The sequence below is a fragment of the Mesorhizobium sp. AR10 genome, assembly GCF_024746795.1.
Lineage (GTDB): Bacteria > Pseudomonadota > Alphaproteobacteria > Rhizobiales > Rhizobiaceae > Mesorhizobium.
In genome coordinates this window covers 131,588-154,354 of sequence record NZ_CP080523.1, presented here as the reverse complement: position 1 = coordinate 154,354, position 22,767 = coordinate 131,588, and the positions used below count along the sequence as shown (strand labels likewise).

Here is a 22,767-nt window from a genome sequence, read left to right as displayed (position 1 = left end):
CTTTCTATTCACATTGATAGACCAACGATCACTTTGCCTTGATTGGCACTGCCCGGTTCGTAGGCAATGGCAATCACTTCGATCCGGGCGCCCTCGCCTCGCGAGACGACTTGCTGGCGTCGAGGACCACGACGGCCCGTATGAACAGGTTCAGTTCGTGGCACAAGACAACGAATTTGGGGCAGCCGGATAGGATCGCGGCGCCATTTTGCCGGCCGAAATCGGCGGTCGTCTTGAAGTCCGGCATGACCCGCCCGTCAGCCACATCATTACGATATTGCGCGGAGCCTCGCGCTCCAGCCGGCAGCTCTACTGGATGCGGTTCAGATACCCGTAGAGATAGATCTTCAAAAGCGTCGCGGCATGATAGGCGGGCCGTCCGGTCACCGCCGGAGGGTGGTGTCTCAGTTTGAAATTTGACGGCTAGGAATCAAAATCATATGCCCCAGGCGGGCGGCTCGAAAAGCCAGTTAGAAATACCGATTACGATCAGCGCCGCTGCGATAATCTTTCATTTGTCTCGATGGTGAGGCCTCGGTCGTGCCGCTCAACATCATCCTGCTAGCTCTTTCAGCGTTCATCCTTTGGCGGCCGCGGTAAGAAGGCACCAATTCCGTCGCGCGGATGAGAGACGCGAGGGCGGAACCGCAAACAACTGAAGAAACTGTCGACCGAGGCCGTTTGCGGGGCAGGAACTGAATATACTCCTCGTCCACGAGTACGGACAGTCGAAACCATCAGGAGCTCACGGCTAGCCGCCATTGATGTTGATCGTTTGCCCGCTGATGTATCGCTGTCATGTGGCTGCATACTTCTGGAGCTTCTCGAACGGCGTTGGTGCGCGGATATGAAATCGAACGCATTTCGATCTTTAATGTAGTTGGTTATGCCTGCGTGACTTGACGCCGGATAGACTCCGGGCGTGCCCATGCCAGCATGCGGTTGAGAACGATGCAACCGATGGCAACCTCGGTCTGTTGAGCCGGAAGAGAGCGTGCTCGCAGGCGCCGTCCGATCAGCCCCTTGTATCGTCCGATGGCTGTTTCGCTCAGCGCCCGCTTGCCGTAGCCGGTGGCTGCCTGCCATTTCAGCCGACCGTCGCTTGCGATTGCGGCAATGTGCTTGTCCCTTTGACCAGGCGGTCCGGTATCACCGCTTTCCACCGCCGTGGAACGCGGTGGAATGACGATGTTCGCGGTTGCGCTGTGCTGCAGGATAGACCGATAGGTTGGCTTGCCGTCATAGGCTCCGTCGGCTGTGAACTGGTCGATCTCGCCGTCGATCTGATCGAGCAGCGGTGCCACCTGGGAAGGATCATCCGTGTCCTGATCTGTCAGCCTTTGGGCAATGATCGCGCCACTTTTGGCATCCACTGCCAGATGCAGCTTGCGCCAGTTGCGACGTGATCTGGCGCCATGTTTCTGCTCCACCCATTGCCCGGCGCCAGACTTTCAATCCCGTGCTATCGACAAGCACATGCAGCGGGCCGTCCGGCAGCGGCGGGTTTCGTCGGGCTGATGGCTCCCACTTCTGTGCCCGACGGCTCAGCGTCGTATGATCTGGAACTGGGACTTTCAGCCCCATGAGATCCAGCAGCGAGTGGAGCAATCCCTCGGTCTGGCGCAGCCGCATTGCGAAGACGCAACCCAGCGTCAGCGCTGTCTCAATGGCGAGATCGGAATACCGGGCTTGGCCGCCGCGGGTCTTGCGTCGCGGAGCGCGCCATCCCGCCAGTGCCTCCGGCGTTACCCATAAGGTCAGGCTACCACGCCGGCGCAGACCTGCTTCGTAGTCACGCCAATTCGTCACCCTGAATTTCATCTTTCCGACGTGATGACGACGATCTGCGTTGTGTTTGTACGGCATGGCACTCGCATCAAGCTGATTTCGATCCTGCCTGCCTATCGCCAAACCGTTGACAAAGGATCCATGCACCAACGCTGCGGATTGCGCATCTCGAGCTGCGCATCGAGAAGCTGAAACGCGAACTGTACGGGCAGCGCTCCGAGCGCACGGCGCGGCTGATCGAACAGTTGGAATTGCAACTCGAAGACCTCGTGACCTCGGCGACCGAGGACGAGCTTGCCGCGCAGGCCGCGGGCGGCGAAGACCCAGACGGTGCGCCCCTTCACGCGCAAACGGCCGGTGCGCAAGCCGTGGCCGACCGACATCGAGCGCGAGCGCATCGTCGTCGAGCCACCCACCAACTGCACCTGCTGCGGCGGATCTCGGCTGTCCAAGCTGGGCGAGGATGTGACCGAGACGCTGGAAGAGATCCCGCGCCGGTTCAAGCTGATCGAGACGGTGCGCGAAAAGTTCACCTGTCGCGACTGCGAGAAGATCACTCAGCCGCCGGCGCCGTTCCATGTCACGCCGCGCGGCTTCATCGGTCCCCAACTGCTGGCGACAATCCTGTTCGACAAGTTCGGCATGCATGCTCCACTCAACCGCCAGAGCGCGCGCTTCAAGGTCGAGGGGATCGAGCTGCCGCTGTCGACGCTGGCCGATCAGGTCGGCCACGGAACCTTCGCCGTCATGCCGCTCTTCCAGCTGATCGAGCGCCATGTGCTCGCAGCCGAGCGCCTTCATGGCGACGACACCACCATCCGCATCCTGGCGAAGGGCAAGTGTGCGACCGGGCGCATATGGACCTATACGAGCGATGACCGTCCCTTCGCCGGGCCTGCGCCGCCGGCGGCGATCTATTACGCCTCGAGCGACCGGCGTGGCGAGCATCCTCAGAAGCATCTGGCCGGGTTTGCCGGCATCCTTCAGTGCGACTGTTACAGTGGCTTTGAGCCGCTGTTCGACCCGCAGCGGAAGGAGCAGCCGATCACGCCGGCCTTTTGCTACGCCCATGCGCGGCGAGGATTATTCGAATTGGCCGACATCGCGAAAAAGGCCCGGGATGGCCAGGAGAAGAGCAAACCACTTCTCGACGATATGCACGCCTGGCTGCTCCGCGAGCGCGATACCCTCTCGCGCTCTTCCGAGGTCCTGAAGCCAATCAACTACATGCTCAGGCGCTGGGCCGACTTCGCTCGCTTCATCGACGACGGCAGAATCTGCCTCAGCAACAACGCGGCCGAAAGAGCGCTGCGTGGCATTGCAACGACCGATTCATACTGCACCTCCTCCTCAAACGTCCGGAAACAGGGACTTTTGGTTTTCCATTTTGATACGACACGGGCCCCTGTGACGCGGAAACTGGGTTACTTGATCCTTTTCCAGGTCCGTGGCTCGTATTTGGTGCGGCGCATCCGGAACAACCTGCTCGGTAGGGAGCACGCCCTCCTTGATCAGTCGACGGACACGATGAGCGGTAACTCCAAGCTTTTTGGCGGCTTCGGTCAGCGTGAGCCATTCGCCATTCTTTTCGGCGGATCGGTAGCCGTGGATTTTATGGACCGTGCGCAGTGCCCCGACACGGCGCGCCGTCCAGGTTTTGCCTTGTCCGGTCTGCATTCCCATCCGGTTGAGAGTCGCAGCAATGTCTGTGTCGGACCAGCGGGTAGCCATAGACCGCATGACGGCAAGGGCGGCCTCCGGAGTACTCTGGCCATGTTCGCCAGCTTTGGGTTTGCGAATACGCAGCTGGCAGTGCTGGCCACCCCTCCAGTGGATCGTCAAAATAACTTCACGTTGCTCTTCATCGACGTCAGCGATGATATCCGACACGAGGGTGCGGAGGAGCTGCTGACGGCAACGCATATCGACGTCAGGCGCGCGCCAGGCAGCCTCCAGGTCGGTGGCAATGCCAGCAAAATCGGGAACTGGGGTGACAAGATCGATTTGTCGCGCTTGGGCCAAACCCGCTTCACAGGCTTCCACGCGCCTGAGCGCTGCCTCCCAGCTCTTCTCAAGTTGGGCAGCGATCAGCCGGTTGTCGGGGTCGCAAGCGGCATAGCGACGCTCAGCCAGAGATGCCTCGTATCGAGCTTGCTGCAAGTCCAGCTCCACCATACGGTGTCGTTCTTCCAGATTATTCCGATGCGCACGATCAGCTTCCATTGCGGCCTCGATCGCCATTGGCGTCACGGCTCTCAATATCTCTTTGCCGATGGCAGGGTCGATGCGAGATGCGCCAAAAGTCATGCATCGCGGCTTGGCCAGCATCTGGTTGATACGTTCGCAGCGGTAATAGGGATGACCCGGAGGCCGGCCCGAATAGACAACGCCCAACCGCCTTCCACATCGGCCGCAGGTGAGCAGGCCCGCAAGCAGCGCACGGCCGCCACGACCCGACTTGATGCCGCCTTTCTGTCCAAAGGCATTGACGGCGATATGGCTCTGGTTCCGCTCAAACTCACTCCAATCGATATAACCTTCATGATGATCCTGGAGCAGCACTTCCCACGTTCCAAAGGGCTTGTTGTGGCCGTAGCTTTTGCGAGCCCTGCCATCGACAATCTCCGTTCGCTTCTCGCTTTTACCATAGACATAGACCCCGGCGTAGAATGGGTTCTTCAGGATCGAAATAACACTTCGATAGCGAACCGGCACCCAGTCGAAGGACACCGTTTTGCGCCCGTCAGAAGGGCGGGGAAAATGGAAATTATCAGCCGTCAGCGAAATCAGCACCTGGCGGGCGCTGCCAAGCTCACGGAAGCGCGAAAAGATGAGGCGGATCGCCTGCTGTACCCGAAGATCAGGATCAAGCCCCAGACCGTATTCACGATGCCAGATATAGCCGATCGGAACACTGAGGCGCAGTTCCCCCCGCCGCGCTTTGGCGCGAGCCGCGTCAAGCATGCGCGTTCGCAATATGCCGAGCTCAAACTCGCTGATGCTGCCCTTCATGCCCAACAACAATCGATCGTTAGGCCGACAAGGATTGTACACCCCGTCGAGATCTATGACGCGCGCTTCAACCAGGCCGCACAGTTCCAGGAGGTGGTGCCAATCCCGGCCGTTACGGGAAAGGCGCGATGCGTCGAGGCAGAGCACTGCGCCAACTTTGCCTGTGCACAGGCCGCTCACCAGTCGCTCGAAACCAGGGCGGTCGACAGCGCCGCTGGCGGTCCGACCAAGGTCATCGTCGATCACCTCGACATCATGGAATCCCCAGCGGCGCGCAACATCCACAAGTTCATATTGTCGCCGCTGGCTTTCCAGGTTGTTCTGGACCTTACCGGGGGTCGACTGTCGAACGTAGACCACAGCTTTGCGCTTCAGCACCGTCGCTGGAAGGAGATCATTGCCCGTCATCGCTCGTCTCCTTCGTCGCGACGCCGGCCGCGGCCATCAGGAGGGTCGCCAGCCTGGCAACGACGGCGCTTCGTTCCGCGTCGCTCAGGCCTCGCATCTGCGGCGTATCGAGCGGCATGCTCAGCTGCTGGGTCAGCAGCGGTAGCGACGAGGGTCGTGGTAGTGCCTTCATGGCGCGCCTCCTGGATGGCCGTGAGTCCATCCGTCGAAGTCTGCCTGAAACCGCGCTCGGTAAGCAGTCTATGAAGCTCTGCAAGCCCAACCACCGCAACGCGCGGTTCGCCCATCTCCATGTCGGCGCAAAACGCCCGATCCAGCATCCACTCCACACTCCGCCACCTGGATGATCTCACCCGGCCTGATCTCTACCCGGATGATCGCGCCATTGGCCCGGTCCTCGCGACCTTCATGCCGAAAACGACCGCCGTAATATGGATGCCAGCGATAATGAAACTCTACCATCTGCCCGACATGGGCAGAATGACCCTGCGATGACTCTGGGAAGGCGAAACTGGACCTTCGCCGGTTCCCTGCGCGGCGCCGACCGCGCCGCCGTTATGCTTACCCTCATCACCACGGCACGCCTCAACGACGTCGACCCGAAAGCCTGGCTCGCCGACGTCCTGGCCCGCATTGCCGATCTTCCCGCCTCGCGTCTGCACGAACTACTGCCCTGGCAATGGAAAAAGCTGCGCGACGCCGACAAACCGGTCGATCAGCAGACCGCCTGACCTTCACGCAACGCCATCATAGAGCCTGCCGCGCACGCGCGCGTGTCCCAATCATGCGGCCTTCGTCGTATGCGTACTGCGATCGAGCACGTCGGCCAGATATGCCTGCGGATCGAAGCCATTCATCTTGGCCGTCTCAATGATCGTCATGGCACGTGCTAGGGTCTCCGCGCCGGTGTCCGACGGGACCTCATGATGCGCGGAGGGATGCTTTCTCCCTCGCTACGCGGTCTTTTTCTGTCCAGTCTATGCGGTGAGGGGGGCTTGCTTGAGGAGATAAAAGGCATCGTTGATCACGAATCCGTCGAGACCTGTGGCCCGGGCATACGTCAGCAAATCGCTTGCGCGATTGATGAAGCCGGTGCCGTTGAAGTTCAGCGATGTGTTGCATAGAACGCCGACGCCGCTTTGAGCTTTGAACGTGGTAAGCAGTTGAAACAGGCGTGGGTTTTGCTCCTGCGAAACGGTCTGAGCCCGCGCTGTGCCGTCAACGTGGGTGACGGCTCTCAATCGGCTATCAAGGACCTTCTGGAAAAGAAGCATATAGGGCGACGGGCGTGCTAGATCGAAGTGGACGCCCACGTCCTTTTCCAGGCAAACCGGCGCAATCGGGCGGAAATCCTCCCGGTTCTTGATGCGGTTTAAGCGCTCATGGGTTACCTTTGAAAAAGGCGCCGCGAGAATTGACCGGTTGCCGAGCGCCCGTGGCCCGATTTCGCAATTTCCCTGTACCCAGCCGATCACCTTGTCCTCGAGCAGCGCCGAGGCCACCTGGCCGTAATCGAGTGGATAGACCTCGAGTCCAGCCTGATCGATGTCATCAAATATGAAAGGCTGGCCTGAATAGACGTTCCATTTGATCTTCGCGTTGCCGGTGAAATGCCGCATAGCGTCGACTGCGGTCCCGATCGCCGAGCCTGTATCGTTTGTGCACGGCGGAATAAAAACGTCGGGAAAAAGATTCGTTTCGAGCCAACGGCGGTTCCACTCGCAGTTCAATCCACACCCGCCGGAAATCAGCAACGGGTAGCCCTTTGTCAGGTTCTTCTTCGCGAAAGTGTGGAACGAATCGAAGATGGCGTCCGAAACGCGCCTGGCGAGGTTGGTGAACTTCTGATGGGTTACGCCAATGTTATAGTAGGGCGAATTCCGCACATCCTCCTTGTACAACGGGTACACATCGCTTGGAAGTAGGAAATCGATTAGCGACTGCTCGTCCCAGTCAGGCGATCCGGTCTGCCCATAGGCGCAAAGCGCCATTAACTTTCCGGCGTCTTCCATACGCGTTGGTCCTGCGCTCGGATCGGCAAGCGCATAAAGGAAAGCATATTTGTGGCCGGGATACGCCATCACTTTTCCCCTATGCACGACCTGCAGGCACTCATCGATTTCATAAAAATCGCCGCACCATCCTTCCCAGATCAGCACATAACAGGGCATCCCGGCCGGGAATGGCGACATGCCGTAGCAGCCCCAGAGATGGGAGCGCTCGTGCGTCGAGGAATAGAAATGCACCTTGCGGCCGAAAATGGTCCTCTCGCCGACAACAGCCGACCCCTGAGCTATTCCATAGTAGCCTACCGCGTCGTGGCCGAATCCCGTTGTCTCCCAACCACCGACAGCAATCACATCCGGAATCGTGTCCAGGCGCCCAGCGGCTTCGAGGATGGTCGTGGGGTTAATGGGCGAATATCGGGGAAAGCTATCCTTCTCAGCCTCGTATGAATAAATCAGCTCGGCTGCTGATACATCCAACGCCGCAATTGTCCCATCATGGTCCGGTTTGAACGCCATTATCCTCATGCTACTACTCCTTGGTGCAACGCCGCTCGTCTCGACGAAATTCCTTAATCCGCTGAACAATTCGGTTCTTTTCTCTGCGACAGAACGATCAGCTGCTTGCGCGCCGTTTTGAGAGCTCGAAGCCGGCCGTTCGTGCCGCCGGGCGTCTCAGCAATCGACTGGCAACCGCCAATCGGACGTCCCCGAAGGCGTTTGGCGCGGACAGATCTTTGACACCCATAAGGGAAACGTCGCCCATCCCCCGCAAATGACCGATCCCTACGCCCTGGCCAAAAACCGTCCAGTTTGAAGCGTCATTCAGATTGTTCCTGTTCGCCGAGGGGCGGAAATGGTGTGATCGACCAGTTGATTAAGTCGACGGCGCGCTGAAGTATCACGTCGGTCTCAGCACGACTGGGTGAAGCCGCGATGACATATCCCATGCGGTCTTGGAAATCGCCCTTCCTGACGATCCGTGTCTTGGGTTCGACATAGAGTTTGACCTCGGCGACACCTGGTATAGCTGCTGCCCGACGCTCGCCATCGATCCAATCGAGAGTGCCATCCCGATCAGGAATTAGGGACTGTGCGGCCGCAGTGTACGAATGCGTTTTGCGCAAATTCCAGTCGTCGCCGATGACAAGCTTGATATGCGCGGCGATGAGATCGATACCGTAAGCCAGCTGAAGCAGTTGAGGCTCGGGCGCGGCAGCAAGACGCGGATTGACTTCAATGACGACTGGGCCACGCTCCGTCCACCGGATTTCAATGTTTGTTGGCCCCCAGCCAAGGCCGAGAGCTCGCAAACAGCTCAGCGAAACACCAGCGACACGCTCATGCTGATCATCGGTCAGCTGGGCCGGAAAGGTCAACTGGCGAAAGACAAAATGCGGTGGAGGGCCGTACTCAGCGGCGCCGAAGCCAATGACCTCATTTCCCATCGTTGCAGCGAGATAATGTGGGCCTTGCGCGAACTCTTCGACCAGTATCCTCGGCGAAGACTGCCATATATGCTTCCCGCCTAACAGGTAGGTCGTATGGTCGGCTACCTCATCGAAGTTCCGGCACAATCGGACACCGACGCTGCCGCTGCCCACGGCCGGCTTAAGAATCACTGGAAGGCCTATCTCCGCAGCAGAGCTTTCTACGTCCCTCGCGTTCGCTGCCAAGCGATAAGCAGGTATTGGAATGTCGGCCTCCGCCAGGAGCTGACGTTGGGTAAATTTGTCGCAGCATAGTTCGATCGATGCCGGGTTCGGTCCCGGTAGATCGAAATACTGGCAGAGCTTGCCAACTGTCGCATGGACCCGCTCCTCGGCGCATACAATGCCAACAATCTCATGGGAGGCACGCAACCGGGAACATTCGCCGATTAGAGCATCGAGATTGCCTGTATCCACACGGATTGTTTCACATCCGGCCATAAGAAAGTCGTGCTGAGCGGGGTTAGCCGAAAGGTTAATTGGATGAAGACCAAGACGCTGGGCCGCTTGGACGTATAGCAGACAACAACCCCATGCTCCGCCTTCAATCAGGATGAGCGCTCTTCTCGCCATTCTTTCGACCCCTCTGTTGTCTAGCGTACATAGGCAGCGGCATTTCAGTCGTACCGCAGACTTGGGTGCCGCGCCGTTGAAGTTGCTGAGGAACGTAGCATCGTTAAGGATTTGCGGTCGCAAAGATTCTGTAAATGTTACTTGAAGGATTTGTTGCAAGGTTTGCGATCGGCGTGTGGCACGGAGCGTCTCGAGTGGCGGATGCGGAGCGCTGGTTTGCGCATTTCGCTGAGGGTGAGCTTGCCACGGGTGCTTTCATCGCTGACCAGCGCAATGCGGCCTTCATCGGCAGCACCGCAATCGGCAAGTCGCAGCCCGCCATCGCAGTCGCTCGATCGCTCATTCGCAACGATGCTCGGGGCCGCTTCTACAATGTTGTTACCTCGTCAAACGGATCGAGACCGAGAACCGCAACGGCAAGCAGGGGCGGCTCGTCGCGAAACGGTTGTAACCGGCAACGAATCCTGGCGTTTCAAAAACCGCGCCTGATCCAGCCTTACCTGCCTTTTGCACGCCTACCGGCGTGCCGATTCAAGTCCGATTGACAGACTTGGCCGGAAACAAGCATCCAGCTATGCGACGGAAACGACGCTTGCTGGGTGGCGACTCAAGATATCGCGCAGTGCCTGAAGCACATCAGAGAGTTCTCTAAGGTCCTTTGGCGCGCCAAGGCAGATGCGGATTGCGCCGGGGTCAGCCTCACCCACCCCGGAGGCGATGGGCGGCGTCACAAATATGCCGCGACCCCGCGCAGCGGCGGCAAATTGATCTGCGGACCACTCCGCCGGCAATGGCAACCATCCAAAGAAGGCCGGGAACTGAAGTTTTGCGGCGTTGGGAAAGACCTCTAGGAACACGCGGTAACGCTCCAGCGCCTGCCGGCGCCGCTCACGCAGAAGTTCTTCCAGCTTGCCGTTTTCAATCAGCCGCACCACTGCCTCGCTCAGCATGGGAGCCACAAACCAGGCGGAGGCGTGCAGAAGGAGCTCGGCTTGAGCAATGTAGGCCGTCGGGACCGTCAATGTGCCGAGTCGGAAGCCCGGTGCAATGCATTTGGAATAGGACGTGACGTAGAAGGTTCGGCCCGGCGCCAACGAGGCGATCGGCACAGGACGCTCGGCGAAGAAAAACCCGTAGACGTCATCCTCGATGACGGTGAGATCAAGTTCCTCGGCCAGGTCAGCGATACCCCGGCGACGCCCAAGGTTCATGGTGCGTGCCGTAGGGCTCTGCAGCGTTGGCATGCAATAGAGCACCCGCGCGCCGGACCCGCGGCAGGCCTGTTTCAGCGCCTCTGGATCTATTCCCTCCTCATCCATCTCCACAGGCACCAAGTTGAAATGGCTGGCTGCAGCGATTGCCTTGAAGCCGGAATAGGTGAAAGCATCCACCAAGATGCTGTCGCCGGGCTTCGCCACCAGGCGCAGCGCGATGTCGATGGCGTGCTGGGCGCCGTTGCACAGGAACAGCCGTGCCGGCTCGACGGCAAAGCTTTTGTCGGACAGCGAGGCGGCGATGATTTCGCGGTGCCTCCAGATGCCGCCGTGGGGGTGGTAGCGCAGCAACGGTGCAAGATCACGCTCGCGCACTATCTCGCCAAACAACGCCGACAGGATCTGCGCTTCGTTCCCCTCGGCGGGCATGTTGAGCGCTAAATTGACTGGTTCATGTCCTGCAGCCGCCTCGGCGCGGGCGGCGGAACGGCGACGGACGAAGGTGCCCTGCCCGACATGGCCGCTGACGATACCGCGCTGTTCGGCCGCCTGGTAGGCTTTGCTCACAGTGCCGACGGAAAGACTAAGCTCTCGCGCTAGGTCACGGTGCGGCGGCAGGCGGTCGCCATCCGACAGCCGGCCATCGGCGATGTCCTGCTCCAGAGCATTGACCAGGGCAAGGTAGCGCGGTCCCTCGGCGGCAAGCTGCCGCGGCCGCCAGCCCGAAAATGTCCCATCCAAGCTCATGCCCGCCCTCCTTTTCCTTTCGTCTCATCCCGTGCTAGACATGAAGATGGCCGACATATTTTCTTACAGTGTAGGATTCCAGACCCTCGATACCGCCTTCGCGACCCCAGCCGCTGTCGCCGATTCCGCCGAAAGGGGTTTCAGGGATCGTCACCACCATCTGGTTGATGCCGATAACGCCCACCTCTAGCTCCTCCGCTATGCGGTTGGCAGTCGCGGCGGAGCGAGTGAAGGCATACCCGGCCAGACCATAAGGCAACGCGTTCGCTCGTGCGAGGGCCTGCTCTATGTCATCAACAGGTTGTATTAGCGCAAGCGGGCCGAATGGTTCCTCTGTCATGGCCTTCGCCTGATCGGGCATGTCCGCCAAGATGGTGGGCTTGTACATCAGGCCTATCCCCTTCAGGCGTTCGCCTCCGGCGACCAGACGGGCCGAATGGGACAAGGCATCGGAGATTAGGTCATCCATGGCAGCAACGCGGCGGGTGTTGGCGAGGGGACCCACGGTGGTGCCTGCTTGCAGGCCGTCGCCCACCACCTGCTTCTCCACGAAGGCGCGCGCGTGTTCAAGGTACTCTTCGTAGATAGGGCGTTCGACGAAGAAGCGCGTCGGCGAGGTACAGACTTGGCCAGTGTTGCGAAGTTTGATGGTCATCGAGAGCTCCGCCGCGCGCTGAATGTCGGCATCTTTCGCGACAATCACGGGCGCGTGGCCGCCCAGCTCCATGGTGGCAACAGTCAGAGTCTCTCCTGCCAGCCGAGCGAGGTGACGGCCCACCGGAGTCGATCCGGTGAAGGAGATCTTGCGGATCAGCGGTGAACGAATGAGGTACTCGGAGACGTCTGCTGGCACACCGAAGACCACGTTCAGCACACCTTTGGGTAGCCCTGCATCGGTGAGCGCCCGCGCCATTTCCAGCGTGGTGCCCGGCGTTTCCTCAGCCGGCTTGATGATGCAGGTGCACCCAGCGGCTAGAGCAGGGGCAATCTTGCGCGCGGGCGTCACAGCCGGGAAGTTCCATGGCGTAAAACAAGCCACAGGGCCAATCGGTTCCTGTGTGACCGTCTGGCGCATATCGGGCAAGCGCGCCGGGATAACACGGCCATAGCTACGCCGCCCCTCTTCTGCGAACCAGTCAAAGAACTCTGCCGCGGCGGTAATCTCACCTTTCGCCTCCGCCAGAGTCTTACCTTCCTCCAACGTTAGCACCGTCGCAATGTGGTCTAGACGCTCACGCATCAAGTCAGCGGCGCGGCGCAGGATCTTGCCACGCTCGTAAGGTGAGGTACGCTTCCAGCCCTCGAAGGCCCGGCTTGCCGCCGCGAGAGCGCGGTCAAGCTCTGCCTTTCCGGCGTGGGGCAGCGTGCCGAGGGGCTGTTCTGTGGCAGGATTGAGAACGGTTTCGCTCCCAGCATTGGTTTCCTCTATCCATTCGCCGTCGATGAGCAGTGCCAGTTTCGTGTACATATCTTTTTCCTTGGACTGGAATGTGCGCTCAGACGCCAGCAAGGCGTAAGCGCGCTCGGAATAGGTTCCGGGTCGAGATAACGCTGGAACGACCCGGTAGAATCTCTTTGTGAATCGCCTTAGGCGTTGGCCCAGCGGGCGAGGCCGGCGTCGGCGATGATGTTGGCGATGGTGGCTTTCTGTTCATCTGCCAGGGGCAGCAGCGGCAGGCGCGGGCCACCGGCGTCGCGGCCAAGCTGGCTCATGGTCTCTTTGATGGCCGCGTAGTAGGCCCCGGACTGGAAGCAACGGTAGAAGGCGAATACGTCGCGGCCGAGGTCATGCAGTGCCTTGTCGCCTGTAAGCGCCTTGTCCCAGTAGTCGCGGATCAACGGCCCGGCGATCTGGTGCGCCATGGCGACGACGCCATGGGCGCCAACGGCGCGGGCCGGAACGATCATGGTCTCGTAGCCGACGAAGACGCGGAGTTTGTCACCCACGCGCTGCACGAGCTCACTCACCTGGGTAATGACGCCGGAGCTGTCCTTGATGGCGACCACGGTTGGCAGCGCGGAGAGCTGCTCCACGAGGGCCGGGGTGATGTCGACGCCTGCGCGGCGCGGGCTGTTGTAGAGCATCAGCGCCAGCGGGGTGTTGCGGGAGATGTACTCGAAGAAGGCCACGATCTCACGCGGGCTCGGCATGGCGTAGATGGGTGGCAGGATCATGCCGCCTGCGCAGCCCGCCACCACTGCCGACTGACACGCCTCCAGCACATCCTCGACACGCAGGTCGGCGACGCCCGCCAGAACGGGCACGCGGCCGGCCACATGATCAACTGTCAGCTTGTAGAGGCGCGCGCGCTCGGCCTTGGTGAGAGCATAGAATTCGCCGGTGCTGCCAGCCGCGACGACGCCCCGCGCGCCATTGGCAATGGCGTCGTCGACGAGCGCCTTGTATCGGGTCTCATTGATGGAGCCATCGGCTCCGAAGGGAGTGACGAGTACGGGGAAGATACCGCCCCAGTTTACATCGGCCATGATCGATTATCCTTTGTTGGGAGTTTTGTTGAAGGTGCGTCGGCCGCGGCCGTGAGAGGGCCGAGAAGGCGGGCTTGTTCAGTGAAGCGGCCGACGAAGGCCGCGAGCCTCGGGTTTGCGCCTGACAGCAGGAGTTCACGCGGAGCGCCGCTGGCGGCGACAACGCCCTGGTCCATGAAGACCACCCGATCGGCCAACTCATAGGCGAAGCCGATCTCATGGGTGACGATAACCATGGTCATGCCGTCGGCGGCGAGCTGACGGATTGCAGCGAGCACGTCGCCCACCAGTTCCGGGTCCAGCGCCGATGTCGGCTCGTCGAACAACATGATGGTGGGCTGCATGGCAAGTGCGCGGGCGATGGCGATCCGCTGCTGCTGGCCGCCCGACAACTGTGACGGGTATTTATGCCCGGCGTCGGGAAGACCCATGCGGGTGAGGAGTTCGTGAGCCTGTACCTCGGCTTCGGCGCGCGGCACTTTCTTCACCACCAGCGGGGCTTCGATGATGTTCTGCAACGCGGTACGGTGAGGAAACAAGTTGAAGTTCTGGAACACCATGCCGGTCTTCACGCGCGCGGCGTTTACCTGCGCGTTAGAGAGCTTCAGCCGCGCGGTCGCCGTGCAGCGGAAAAGGGGCGCGCCCTCGATGAGGATCTCGCCCTGGTCGGGCTCCAACAACAAGTTCATGCAGCGCAGCAGCGAGGTCTTGCCCGAGCCGCTGGCGCCGATCAGACAGACCACCTCACCGCGGCGGACGTCAAGATCGACGCCGCGTAGGACATGGTGCGTCCCGAAGGACTTCTCGATGCCGCGTACGCTCAGAACGACTTCTGTGGATGTTGCGGTCATCACGCGGCCTCCTTGCGCTCGAACCGGCGCGAAAGAGCGCTGAGGGGGAACAGGATGAGGATAAAGATGCCGCCGATGACGGTGTAGACCTCCATTGGCCGGTAGGTGAAACTGGCAATGTAGCCCGCCTGGTAAAGCAGATCGGGGATGGTCAGCACCGAGAGGAGCGTGGTGTTCTTGAGCTGCATGATGGTCTGGCCCACCAGCGGCGGCACCATGCGGCGCAAAGCCTGCGGCAGGATGATACGCTTCATGCGCTGGAAGTAGCCCATGCCCAGCACCACTGCGGCGTCGGTCTGGCCACGGTCGATGGACTGGACACCGGCGCGCAAGATCTCGGCATAGAAGCCGCTGGCATAGAACCCGAGACCGAGGATCCCCGCCGTTTCCTTGCCGATCTGGATCTGAAAGAAGATTGGTAGGGCATAGTAGATCCACATGAGCAACACCAGCAGCGGGATGTTGCGGAAGAATTCCACCCAGATTCTGGCCGATCCAGCGCGTCAGCCGCCACGGAGTGAGTTGGAGCAGCGCCACGAAGAGACCAATCGCGAGGCCGATGGCGCAGGTATAAATCGTGTATTTCAGCGTTATGAGCAGGCCGAAGGCAAGAATGTCCCAATTCGCGAGGACGACGGACGGGTCGAATTTCATAAGCCCTCTCCGTCAGTTGGGAAGAAAGCCGGCTGACAGCGGATCGTCCGCTTCCAGCACCAGGGTGGAAAATGCGCTGATATGAGCCATGCCGCGCACCTCTGGGATCACGGCGGGCTGGCCGTCCTTGCCCTGAGCCAACTCCGCGACCTTGGCCGCGAAGGGCACGCCGAGGATGTTTTCGGCCCGGTAAGGGGCGCCAGTCGCCAACTCCCCACGAGCGTGAAGCTGGGCCAGCCGTGCGGAGGTACCGGTGCCGCAGGGCGAACGGTCGAACTTGTTGGTCGCCAAAATCACCAGATGGCGGGCGCCGCCTTCAATGGCCTGATGGAACAGCACGCTGCCGACCTGAGGGTGGCCGCTTGCGGAGTTAAGCGCCTGCTTGATAGCCACCCCTGCGTGGCACCAGCGGCTGGCGTGGTCGATGTCGAAGGGAAGATCGACCTGGCTCGCGTCAACCAGGGCATACATGATGCCGCCATAGGCGATGTCGCAGGTCACCTTGCCGAGGCCCTCGACCTCGACGGCTACATCGGCGGAGGCGAGATAGGATGGCACGTTGCGTAGTACCACTGAGGTCAGCTGGCCAGCCTCGAAGGTACCGGTCACATGGACGATACCCGCCGGGGTCTCGATGGACATGCCGGTTTGTTCAAAGCCCTGCGGCAGAGCGCCCGTGGCGGCCAAGCTGGCGATGTAGCCAATCGTGGCATGACCGCACATGTCGGCGTACATATACGAGAAGATGAAAAACAGCCCCTGATCCGCCTCGCGGGAGGGCACGGGCACCGCTGCCACCATGGCGGCATGCCCGCGAGGTTCGTGAAGCAGCAGTCCCCTCAACCCATCATGGACGGCGCGGAAATCGTCCCGTTGCGCGCGTACATTGTGCCCGCGCAACGGAGGGATGCCCGAGATGACCGTGCGAGTCGGGTGCCCGGCGGTGTGGCTGTCGATCACGGAGAAGAGACGGCTCGCGTGCATGGTCAGCAGTACTTTCCAGACTGAGGAACCACCTTCATGTCGATGCCGCGCTCGAGCAAGCTGCGAGTGATGCGCGAGCAGGCGAGACCGAGCGTGTTCTGCTGTGACATCCAATTGGCCAAAAAGTTTGCATAGCCTTCGTTACCTGGTTCTCGGCGGATGCCGATGGTGGACGGACTGCGCAACAGCGGCATGGGCACGACGGCTTTAGCGATTCCCTTAGAGTCAAGGAGGGCAGCGTCCTGATCTGCCAGGATTATGGCATCGACCTTGCCCGACTGAAGCTCCAGCACGGCCTGGTCGCGCGTGGGGACAACGTCGAGGGTGGCGTTGGGAATGACCGCTTCGGCAATGACTTGCATCGTGCCGCCCTTCTGCACCGCGATGCGGGTTTCCTTGGTGTCCATTTCGCGCCAGGTCTTCGGCTCGAATCCCGGGCGAGCAGCGAGTACCCAAATACCTTCAACGATGGCCCCCGGCACGTAATCGACAACGAGACCGCGACGGGGGTTGGGGTTCAACCCTACTGCAAGATCGATCTTGCCGGCTTGAAAGTCTGCAGCAACGTTGCCCCATGTTGTCTCATAGTACTCGATCTGTACGCCCATAATATTGGCGATATCTTTGCCCCAATCCACGAAGAAGCCGCTCCACTCGCCCGTGCGCGGATCTTTGATGTAGCCAGGCTCTTCTGCGACCATGACTGGAAACTTCAACTTGCCACTCGCCTTGATGCGGTCGAGCACCAGAGAGGGGTCTTCGGCATGAGCCGGTACGGAGGCCGGCCCGACTAGGGCGGCCGCGCTGATGGCGGCAGCGATGATCGCACCTATCCAACGGTTCATTGAGGTCTCCTTCATTCCAATTGAATTATGTCATTGCTCGATTGCACCATATCATTTCTCTGAGACGGCGCAAGATTTAACTTGCACTGTCTCCTACCTTATCGCACGCGATCACGATCGCAGGGGTTCCGGGGCGTTGCTGATCGACAACGAGCTGAGCAACTGGATGGGACAAGACCATCAAAGTCTGGACAGCACCTGCATGCCGCCATCAGCCAGTCTCACCTCCATGACCGAGGCCGCTATCTGCAACCTCGGCGCGGGCCGCTTGCCCGGTGCGGTCGCAACCCGTGCGACCGCACCGGCTAGGGCGAGCAGTAAACGTAAATCGAGCCCGGTCTTCTGTAAGCGGTGCGCCAAGGCACCTTTCCCGAAATAGTGCTCTATAGTAGGTAGCCGCTGGTCCGCGCGTCGCCGCCGATCACTGCGGATCGTCACAACGGGTAACCGGCCAACAGAATGCCATAAACGATTGGTCCCCTGCTAGCACTACTTTGGCAGTTTAGGTTTGACGGCGTCTGCAAGCAGCTTCTCGCAGTGAGGACATCTGCGGGGTGGCGGCCGCGTGAAGAGGTCGAGAATGGCTTGTCTAACAGCTGGCATGCTCGGTTGCGGTGGTGGTCCGCCGACTCTTTTTTTCCGTCCCGCTGCTTTGAGGCGGCGGGCTTGGAGAAAGGCGTAGGCGATCATGGTCATCAAGGCGTGTCGATGTAATCCAGTCCATGATCGGCCTTCGAAATGGTCGAGGCCGAGTTCCTCCTTCAATTGCTGATGTGCCTGCTCACAGATCCACCTCGCCTTGATCGTGGCGGCGAGCATCTTGAGGCTCGCACGGCCGGTAAGTTCGACAGGCATCACACGATTTCCAGATATGCACTGAACTCGAAGTCCGTCACCTGCTCAGCGAAGCCTGCTATCTCCTGACGTTTGCAGGCAATGAGCATGGAGCGTAGTTCAGAATGGAAGATCTCCCGGACGATTTCGCCCTGCTCAAATGCCGTCACGGCGGAGCCCCACTCGCTCGGAATTTTTGGGAGTTGTTCCTGATAGGCGCGGCCGGATACTGGTTCAGGCGGCGTCCATCGATTGCGTATGCCAACGAGCGCTGTACCCAGAATTCCGGCCATCACCAAGTAGGGATTAGCATCGGCACCGGGAACACGGTGCTCTATGCGACGGGAGGAGTTTTTCCCGCCGGGAATTCTAATTGCTGATGTTCTATTTTCATAACCCCAAGAGATCGATGTCGGCGCGTGAGTATCGCGGCGAAGGCGGCGGTAAGAATTGAAGTGCGGCGCATAGAGCAGTGTCGTTTCAGGGAGGCCGCGCAACATCCCGGCCACCGCATGTTTCATTACCTCCGAACCTTCCGTTGTCCCGTCGTCAAAGATATTCCTACCACTTTCATCGAGGAGACTAAAGTGAACATGCATTCCGCTTCCGGAGCGTAGGCCGTAGGGCTTGGCCATGAAGGTCGCAGCGAACCCATGCTTTCTGGCAACACCCTTAACGATGCGCTTGAATAGCAGCGCGTCGTCTGCAGCTTTTAGAGGGGCATCCGTATGGATCAGATTTATCTCGAACTGACCGATACCATTTTCTGCAATAGCTGAGTCCGCAGGTACATTTTGACGTTCGCATTCGGCGTACACGTCCGAGAAGAACTGCCCGAAATCATCAAGTTCGTCGATCGACAGGAGCGCATCTGAGTCGAGACGCTTTCCCGTATAGGGGGAGATGGGGGGCTCCGCATGATCAGGTTCGGAGTCTATGAGATAAAACTCCATCTCCGACGCAACGACCGGGCGTAGTCCGAGCTCATGGTACTGCCGTACAATGTCGGCAAGAGCTTGACGAGGATCAGCGAGGAAGGGCTCGCCGGTCTCTTTGAACAACCAAAGGGGTACAGTGGCGCTGGGTTTAAGGGTCCACGTTACCGGCAAAACACCGCGGCCTGTCGGGCGGCAAATCCCGTCAACGTCACCACTCTGAGGTTCGTGCACATTTCCCACGATATCTTCCCCCCAGACATCGACGCCAAGGATCGACAAAGGCATCCGAATGGAGCCATCGAGCACCTTTTCGATCTGTTGAATTGGCACTCGCTTCCCACGGAGAATGCCGTTTAGATCGCATATAACAGCCTGGATACTCTCGGCGCCTTCAGCGTCGACAAACTGATCTCCATTGACAGTGCCAGACGCGGCATGACGATTCATCGTAGTAGGCCCTCTATCTCAATTGAGTTATATCAATTGTAAAATGCACCATATCATTTCGCCTAGACAGAGCAAGACAAAAACTTCCCCCGCTACGCCACAAGGAGCGTAGGCGCCCCGGGACGTGCCAGTGAGGACCGCGGTCACATGCTGCCGCTGACCTCGTGTGGCTATGGCCAGTGCGAACAGGAAGGCGGTATCGAAGGCGTTGGTTTCGTGCGGCCCAGATGTGACATAAGCATTCATGAAGGATTTCGCCGATGGCGCCGAAGTTGGGAACCTCTGGCCGTCGATCAGCCGCCATTACGATGAGGTCGCCAACTGCCACTGTTGTGAAGCCGCGCGCAATGTTCGTTGCGATCGAACCGACAGTATCACGTCTCCCACCCTGCTGACCGCATGAGAGCCACTTTCGTGTGCCGGCGCTTCGCACGATGTTCAGGTATGTCAGTCCGGTCCGATGGTCCCTGGCGCACAAGGGCCCAATGTGGACCTCATGCACGCTGCGCGAGGTGGGGTACGTGATCCGAGCCTGCTCGTCCTTGCGCGCTCGCATTGGAGGGGCGACCCGGGCGAGTTTGTGCGAAGCCGACTACTGGCCGTGCCGGCCTGCCAACCCGCGCTTCAAGCCTCCCGATCCACGCACTGTACCCAAGTCCTCCAGGTCGTCGCTGCCTCCAAGGAGGTCTCGCGGTGCATGCTTCCATTACCCATGCTCCGAATGATGTGCGCCAACAGCATGTGAGTGATAAAATCCCATCTCGTGCATTCTGGTATGAAGACGTCGATACGCTGACTCAAGTATTAGGCGCATCTCTCTATACCGGATCTCTTCGGCGCGGGTTCCTATTGTGTCGATGTAAGCCATCGTGCCTTCGATCTGTTCCAGTATTGTGAGTGAGTCGGTCGCCACGAAGAATTCAGATCCAGCTACGTCAATCATAACTGGAGACGAATGCGCAGCAATCATCTCCGGCTTGTCATCGTATTTTGCGCGGACCAGCAACGCGAACCAGGAACTCTTAGTGATACGCACTGACCAACTCCCCGTATCCTGGTCCGGCCTGACTGTGCAAATCTCCCTGACCTCACCATTGACGATAAGCTGAATCGTCGTCATCGGAACGGTTACGCTTGCAACCTTCCAGCTCACATCAACCGTTCCACCTGATGAAGGCAGGCTCATGCGGCTGCCCATGGGCCTTCCATCCACGTTGAAATCCATAAGAGGACCATAGGTTACGAACGTATGACCTGCGCGTGTCGCGTTCATCCATGACTCATAGGAGAATTCCAAAACATCTCGGATTTTTGTGTAGGTTCGGACAGCACCCACAGGATATTGAGCGGACATCTTGTCGGTTCCAGCTACCGCCGGAACAAGATATCCATTGTTAAGGTAGCGATACCAGTCGGAGAGCGCGTAAGGATCAACACCACGGTAAGAGCTGCCTCGAGAGCACAACTCGACCGCGTCCGCCTCCTCTAGAACTATCGTTGCAGCGTTCTCAAGTCGGGGATCGGGAAAGTGCGGCAGCACGACGAGGCCGCCCTGCTTTCGACATTCCCGCGCCCATTCAGTGAGGAGCACATCGACTGGGTCACCGAGGGCCGACTCATCAGGGCCGCCGGAGCACAGCGGGGAGATCATGTTGCCTGAGTACCCTAGAAGCGAGATATGACCGAGGACATGCTGACGGTTTTCAGTACCGACGCGAACCAAAAACTCGCCGTCACCTCCCGCCGCCTTCGTTCCGAAAGTTGTGTGACCATCAAAGTCGCCCACATTGGTCATCATCTCCCCCCACTGGCTGGCAAGAAGATTGACTACGTTTACGCCCTCCGCGGCCCCTTCCAGCATGGCTGTTCCCGGGGAAAGGAAATGAACGTGGGTGTCAGCGGTGACCCATCCCGCCTCGCGCCAGTGAAGAACCTTCTCGATCTCAACGGTGATTTGCTCTGTTTCCGGAGTGACAATGAAAATTTTCCGGATAGGCTTAACTTCGAATCCTTTTGTGATTTCTAAATAGACCTCGCCTAGCGGTAAATTGATCGAAGTCTGTCCAGGAATATAGGTAGAGAGGTGATGGCCATGGCAAAAATCTGGACTGTAATTCTCGAACCATCCGGAATTCGGGACGCGCGTGCGGTCTACAGGAGCAAGATACTCCCCCATCCTACCATGCACGTGAAGCTTGATGGGGACGAGCTTATTCGTTCCCGCCTCGACCACCCGAAGGATCACGCGCCGATCCGCTGGTGCCACTGCCTGCAAGATGAAGCCGTTCTGAGCCGTGCCGCGATCAAGTTCGCGGACGGCAATACGGGTGCCGTCCACAAAGTGGAATTCAGCGTCCTCGTGAGCGGTGTACTCGACGAGGACTTCATTTAGCGTCGTACCTGGCTCCAGGTTTTGACGCGTCTTTTCCCAATCCTCTGTGGGATAGTCGAGGCGCGGGCTGGCGGTGATAAGTTGGCCAAGATCGACTTGGATCTTATCCAGAAGACTATATTCGTCGAGACCGGGATCGAAGCTCAGTTCGGCTGGAAACCTGAGCAACGCTTTCCTACGCTTTCCCCAGCGGAGTGGCATGGAGCGGGGGTTGCCTGCGGAAAGTCCAGAGATCAGCAAAGTGCCGCAGACCGGTTCGAACCTGAGCGCCTCCACAGCTTTCTCTGGATGCGGATTTTCGAAGGCCCACAGAAAGTTAATCCAAGGCACCGAATCGTCGACAATCAGCTGTTTCTGGCGTGCCCCCCATTCGACGGGGTATCGGTAACCAGCGACGTCGCGCATGGGCTTCGGCTCGTTAACCCCATTCAACGAGAGCGGACGAGGCTTTATGGCCGTTACCGCTTGGGTGCATTGCTCACCCCACCGGGAATCAAACGAACCGACTTCATGGCGCCGCCGGATCTTCGCTCTTTCCTCAGATCCATCTTCGTAAATCAGGACGTAATTTGCCGCGTGTTCTCCGAGTTGGCCAATTCCTCGCATCGGAGAAATGAACCCATTCTGGTCGGGAGAAAGCGCCCGAATATCAGATGTATGCAAGAACACGAACCAACGAGCGGTGGTCGGTGAAATCTGTACTGTAACCGCCTGGTCCCTGAGAAAAACCGGGTGCCCTATTTCAAACGGGATGCCCCAAGCCACGCACGAGCCGGAATGCGCGAACGGGGCTGCCTTTCCCAGCTCGACTGACGCGTCTAAATGTCTTGCAAGCTCCTCGAATGACACTGTCCCATTAAGGATGGCAGGCCGGAAAACGGCTGAAGCCGGGCCGTCACGGTGAGCGCTCATGACATGGTCCTCCACGTATTTAGCTTCGGCTGCATATTGAATTGTGGCAAGTTCTGTAATGTACCATATCATTTCTCTTATATAGAGCAAGATAAGGTCTTGCCCCCGGGGCCTTCTCCTTATCTGACGCCGCCGGGAGCATTACTGCGCCGGGACGTGCCCAGTGACGAGATCTCAAACTGGGC

General features: G+C 59.4%; 11 protein-coding genes and 10 pseudogenes. 5 read left to right on the top strand and 16 right to left on the bottom strand.

Annotation, left to right across the window (positions count from 1 at the left end):
- Positions 1 to 109: 109 nt before the first annotated feature.
- A pseudogene (locus LHFGNBLO_RS00720) lies at positions 110 to 393 on the bottom strand (transposase); the annotation flags it as partial.
- Positions 394 to 500: 107 nt separating this feature from the next.
- Here LHFGNBLO_RS00720 and LHFGNBLO_RS33545 point away from each other — a divergent pair.
- A pseudogene (locus tag LHFGNBLO_RS33545) lies at positions 501 to 628 on the top strand (DoxX family protein); the annotation flags it as partial.
- Between the two features lie 256 nt (positions 629 to 884).
- Here LHFGNBLO_RS33545 and LHFGNBLO_RS00715 read toward each other — a convergent pair.
- Positions 885 to 1,866: pseudogene (locus tag LHFGNBLO_RS00715) on the bottom strand (IS5 family transposase).
- Between the two features lie 59 nt (positions 1,867 to 1,925).
- On the opposite strand from LHFGNBLO_RS00715, the pseudogene LHFGNBLO_RS33540 reads away from it, so the two are divergent.
- Positions 1,926 to 2,141 (top strand): annotated as a pseudogene (locus LHFGNBLO_RS33540) (transposase domain-containing protein); the annotation flags it as partial.
- Positions 2,119 to 3,054: pseudogene (gene tnpC / locus LHFGNBLO_RS00710) on the top strand (IS66 family transposase); the annotation flags it as partial. The pseudogenes LHFGNBLO_RS33540 and tnpC, both read left to right, overlap by 23 nt.
- An 84-nt stretch (positions 3,055 to 3,138) precedes the next feature.
- Here the strand turns inward: tnpC and LHFGNBLO_RS00705 are convergent.
- The gene (locus LHFGNBLO_RS00705; protein ID WP_258600282.1) at positions 3,139 to 5,208 is read right to left on the bottom strand and encodes a recombinase family protein; all 2,070 of its coding nucleotides are present in this window, start codon (positions 5,206 to 5,208) and stop codon (positions 3,139 to 3,141) included.
- A 491-nt stretch (positions 5,209 to 5,699) separates the two neighbouring features.
- On the opposite strand from LHFGNBLO_RS00705, the pseudogene LHFGNBLO_RS00695 reads away from it, so the two are divergent.
- Positions 5,700 to 5,939: pseudogene (locus tag LHFGNBLO_RS00695) on the top strand (transposase domain-containing protein); the annotation flags it as partial.
- Positions 5,940 to 6,017: 78 nt separating this feature from the next.
- Here the strand turns inward: LHFGNBLO_RS00695 and LHFGNBLO_RS00690 are convergent.
- The 3 genes and pseudogenes from LHFGNBLO_RS00690 to LHFGNBLO_RS00680 all read right to left on the bottom strand — a co-directional run.
- A pseudogene (locus LHFGNBLO_RS00690) lies at positions 6,018 to 6,122 on the bottom strand (transposase domain-containing protein); the annotation flags it as partial.
- Positions 6,123 to 6,185: 63 nt separating this feature from the next.
- Positions 6,186 to 7,742 carry a carbamoyltransferase C-terminal domain-containing protein gene (locus LHFGNBLO_RS00685; RefSeq protein WP_258600279.1) on the bottom strand — a complete coding sequence of 519 codons (1,557 nt, stop codon included), beginning with the start codon at positions 7,740 to 7,742 and terminating at the stop codon, positions 6,186 to 6,188.
- 293 nt (positions 7,743 to 8,035) lie between these two features.
- A complete protein-coding gene (locus LHFGNBLO_RS00680) occupies positions 8,036 to 9,277 on the bottom strand; it encodes an ATP-grasp domain-containing protein (protein WP_258600278.1) in 1,242 nt (413 codons plus the stop codon).
- Positions 9,278 to 9,513: 236 nt separating this feature from the next.
- Between LHFGNBLO_RS00680 and LHFGNBLO_RS00675 the strand changes: the two are divergent.
- Positions 9,514 to 9,710: pseudogene (locus LHFGNBLO_RS00675) on the top strand (ATP-binding protein); the annotation flags it as partial.
- Positions 9,711 to 9,849: 139 nt separating this feature from the next.
- Here LHFGNBLO_RS00675 and LHFGNBLO_RS00670 read toward each other — a convergent pair.
- The 10 genes and pseudogenes from LHFGNBLO_RS00670 to LHFGNBLO_RS00620 all read right to left on the bottom strand — a co-directional run bounded on the left by LHFGNBLO_RS00670 (position 9,850) and on the right by LHFGNBLO_RS00620 (position 22,672).
- The gene (locus LHFGNBLO_RS00670; protein ID WP_258600276.1) at positions 9,850 to 11,238 is read right to left on the bottom strand and encodes a PLP-dependent aminotransferase family protein; all 1,389 of its coding nucleotides are present in this window, start codon (positions 11,236 to 11,238) and stop codon (positions 9,850 to 9,852) included.
- A gap of 34 nt (positions 11,239 to 11,272) precedes the next feature.
- Positions 11,273 to 12,706 (bottom strand): NAD-dependent succinate-semialdehyde dehydrogenase, encoded by a 1,434-nt coding sequence (locus LHFGNBLO_RS00665; protein ID WP_258600275.1) that lies wholly within the window; start codon positions 12,704 to 12,706, stop codon positions 11,273 to 11,275.
- A gap of 119 nt (positions 12,707 to 12,825) precedes the next feature.
- Entirely contained in the window at positions 12,826 to 13,725 is a 900-nt protein-coding gene (locus tag LHFGNBLO_RS00660; protein WP_258600273.1) for a dihydrodipicolinate synthase family protein, read from the bottom strand.
- Positions 13,713 to 14,576 (bottom strand): amino acid ABC transporter ATP-binding protein, encoded by an 864-nt coding sequence (locus LHFGNBLO_RS00655; RefSeq protein ID WP_258600271.1) that lies wholly within the window; start codon positions 14,574 to 14,576, stop codon positions 13,713 to 13,715. The genes LHFGNBLO_RS00660 and LHFGNBLO_RS00655 overlap by 13 nt, the downstream gene beginning before the upstream one ends.
- Positions 14,576 to 15,230 (bottom strand): annotated as a pseudogene (locus LHFGNBLO_RS00650) (amino acid ABC transporter permease). The gene LHFGNBLO_RS00655 and the pseudogene LHFGNBLO_RS00650 overlap by 1 nt, the downstream one beginning before the upstream one ends.
- Before the next feature lie 12 nt (positions 15,231 to 15,242).
- Positions 15,243 to 16,214, bottom strand: a complete 972-nt coding sequence (locus LHFGNBLO_RS00640; protein ID WP_258600266.1) for a proline racemase family protein — start codon at positions 16,212 to 16,214, stop codon at positions 15,243 to 15,245.
- Positions 16,215 to 16,216: 2 nt separating this feature from the next.
- The gene (locus tag LHFGNBLO_RS00635) at positions 16,217 to 17,059 is read right to left on the bottom strand and encodes a transporter substrate-binding domain-containing protein (RefSeq protein ID WP_258600264.1); all 843 of its coding nucleotides are present in this window, start codon (positions 17,057 to 17,059) and stop codon (positions 16,217 to 16,219) included.
- Between the two features lie 589 nt (positions 17,060 to 17,648).
- Positions 17,649 to 17,884: pseudogene (locus LHFGNBLO_RS00630) on the bottom strand (IS701 family transposase); the annotation flags it as partial.
- Positions 17,885 to 17,913: 29 nt separating this feature from the next.
- Positions 17,914 to 19,278 (bottom strand): glutamine synthetase family protein, encoded by a 1,365-nt coding sequence (locus LHFGNBLO_RS00625; RefSeq protein WP_258600262.1) that lies wholly within the window; start codon positions 19,276 to 19,278, stop codon positions 17,914 to 17,916.
- Between the two features lie 706 nt (positions 19,279 to 19,984).
- Positions 19,985 to 22,672, bottom strand: coding sequence for a CehA/McbA family metallohydrolase (locus tag LHFGNBLO_RS00620; protein ID WP_258600260.1), 2,688 nt, complete (start codon positions 22,670 to 22,672; stop codon positions 19,985 to 19,987).
- Positions 22,673 to 22,767 lie beyond the last annotated feature (95 nt).

Bases quoted from the DNA above. Each gene is read 5' to 3' on its own strand.
- LHFGNBLO_RS00625 (WP_258600262.1), bottom strand. From the start codon at position 19,278: ATGAATCGTCATGCCGCGTCTGGCACTGTCAATGGAGATCAGTTTGTC.
- LHFGNBLO_RS00680 (WP_258600278.1), bottom strand. From the start codon at position 9,277: ATGGCGAGAAGAGCGCTCATCCTGATTGAAGGCGGAGCATGGGGTTGT.
- LHFGNBLO_RS00655 (WP_258600271.1), bottom strand. From the start codon at position 14,576: ATGACCGCAACATCCACAGAAGTCGTTCTGAGCGTACGCGGCATCGAG.
- LHFGNBLO_RS00635 (WP_258600264.1), bottom strand. From the start codon at position 17,059: ATGAACCGTTGGATAGGTGCGATCATCGCTGCCGCCATCAGCGCGGCC.
- LHFGNBLO_RS00640 (WP_258600266.1), bottom strand. From the start codon at position 16,214: ATGCACGCGAGCCGTCTCTTCTCCGTGATCGACAGCCACACCGCCGGG.
- LHFGNBLO_RS00685 (WP_258600279.1), bottom strand. From the start codon at position 7,742: ATGAGGATAATGGCGTTCAAACCGGACCATGATGGGACAATTGCGGCG.
- LHFGNBLO_RS00705 (WP_258600282.1), bottom strand. From the start codon at position 5,208: ATGACGGGCAATGATCTCCTTCCAGCGACGGTGCTGAAGCGCAAAGCT.
- LHFGNBLO_RS00670 (WP_258600276.1), bottom strand. From the start codon at position 11,238: ATGAGCTTGGATGGGACATTTTCGGGCTGGCGGCCGCGGCAGCTTGCC.
- LHFGNBLO_RS00665 (WP_258600275.1), bottom strand. From the start codon at position 12,706: ATGTACACGAAACTGGCACTGCTCATCGACGGCGAATGGATAGAGGAA.
- LHFGNBLO_RS00660 (WP_258600273.1), bottom strand. From the start codon at position 13,725: ATGGCCGATGTAAACTGGGGCGGTATCTTCCCCGTACTCGTCACTCCC.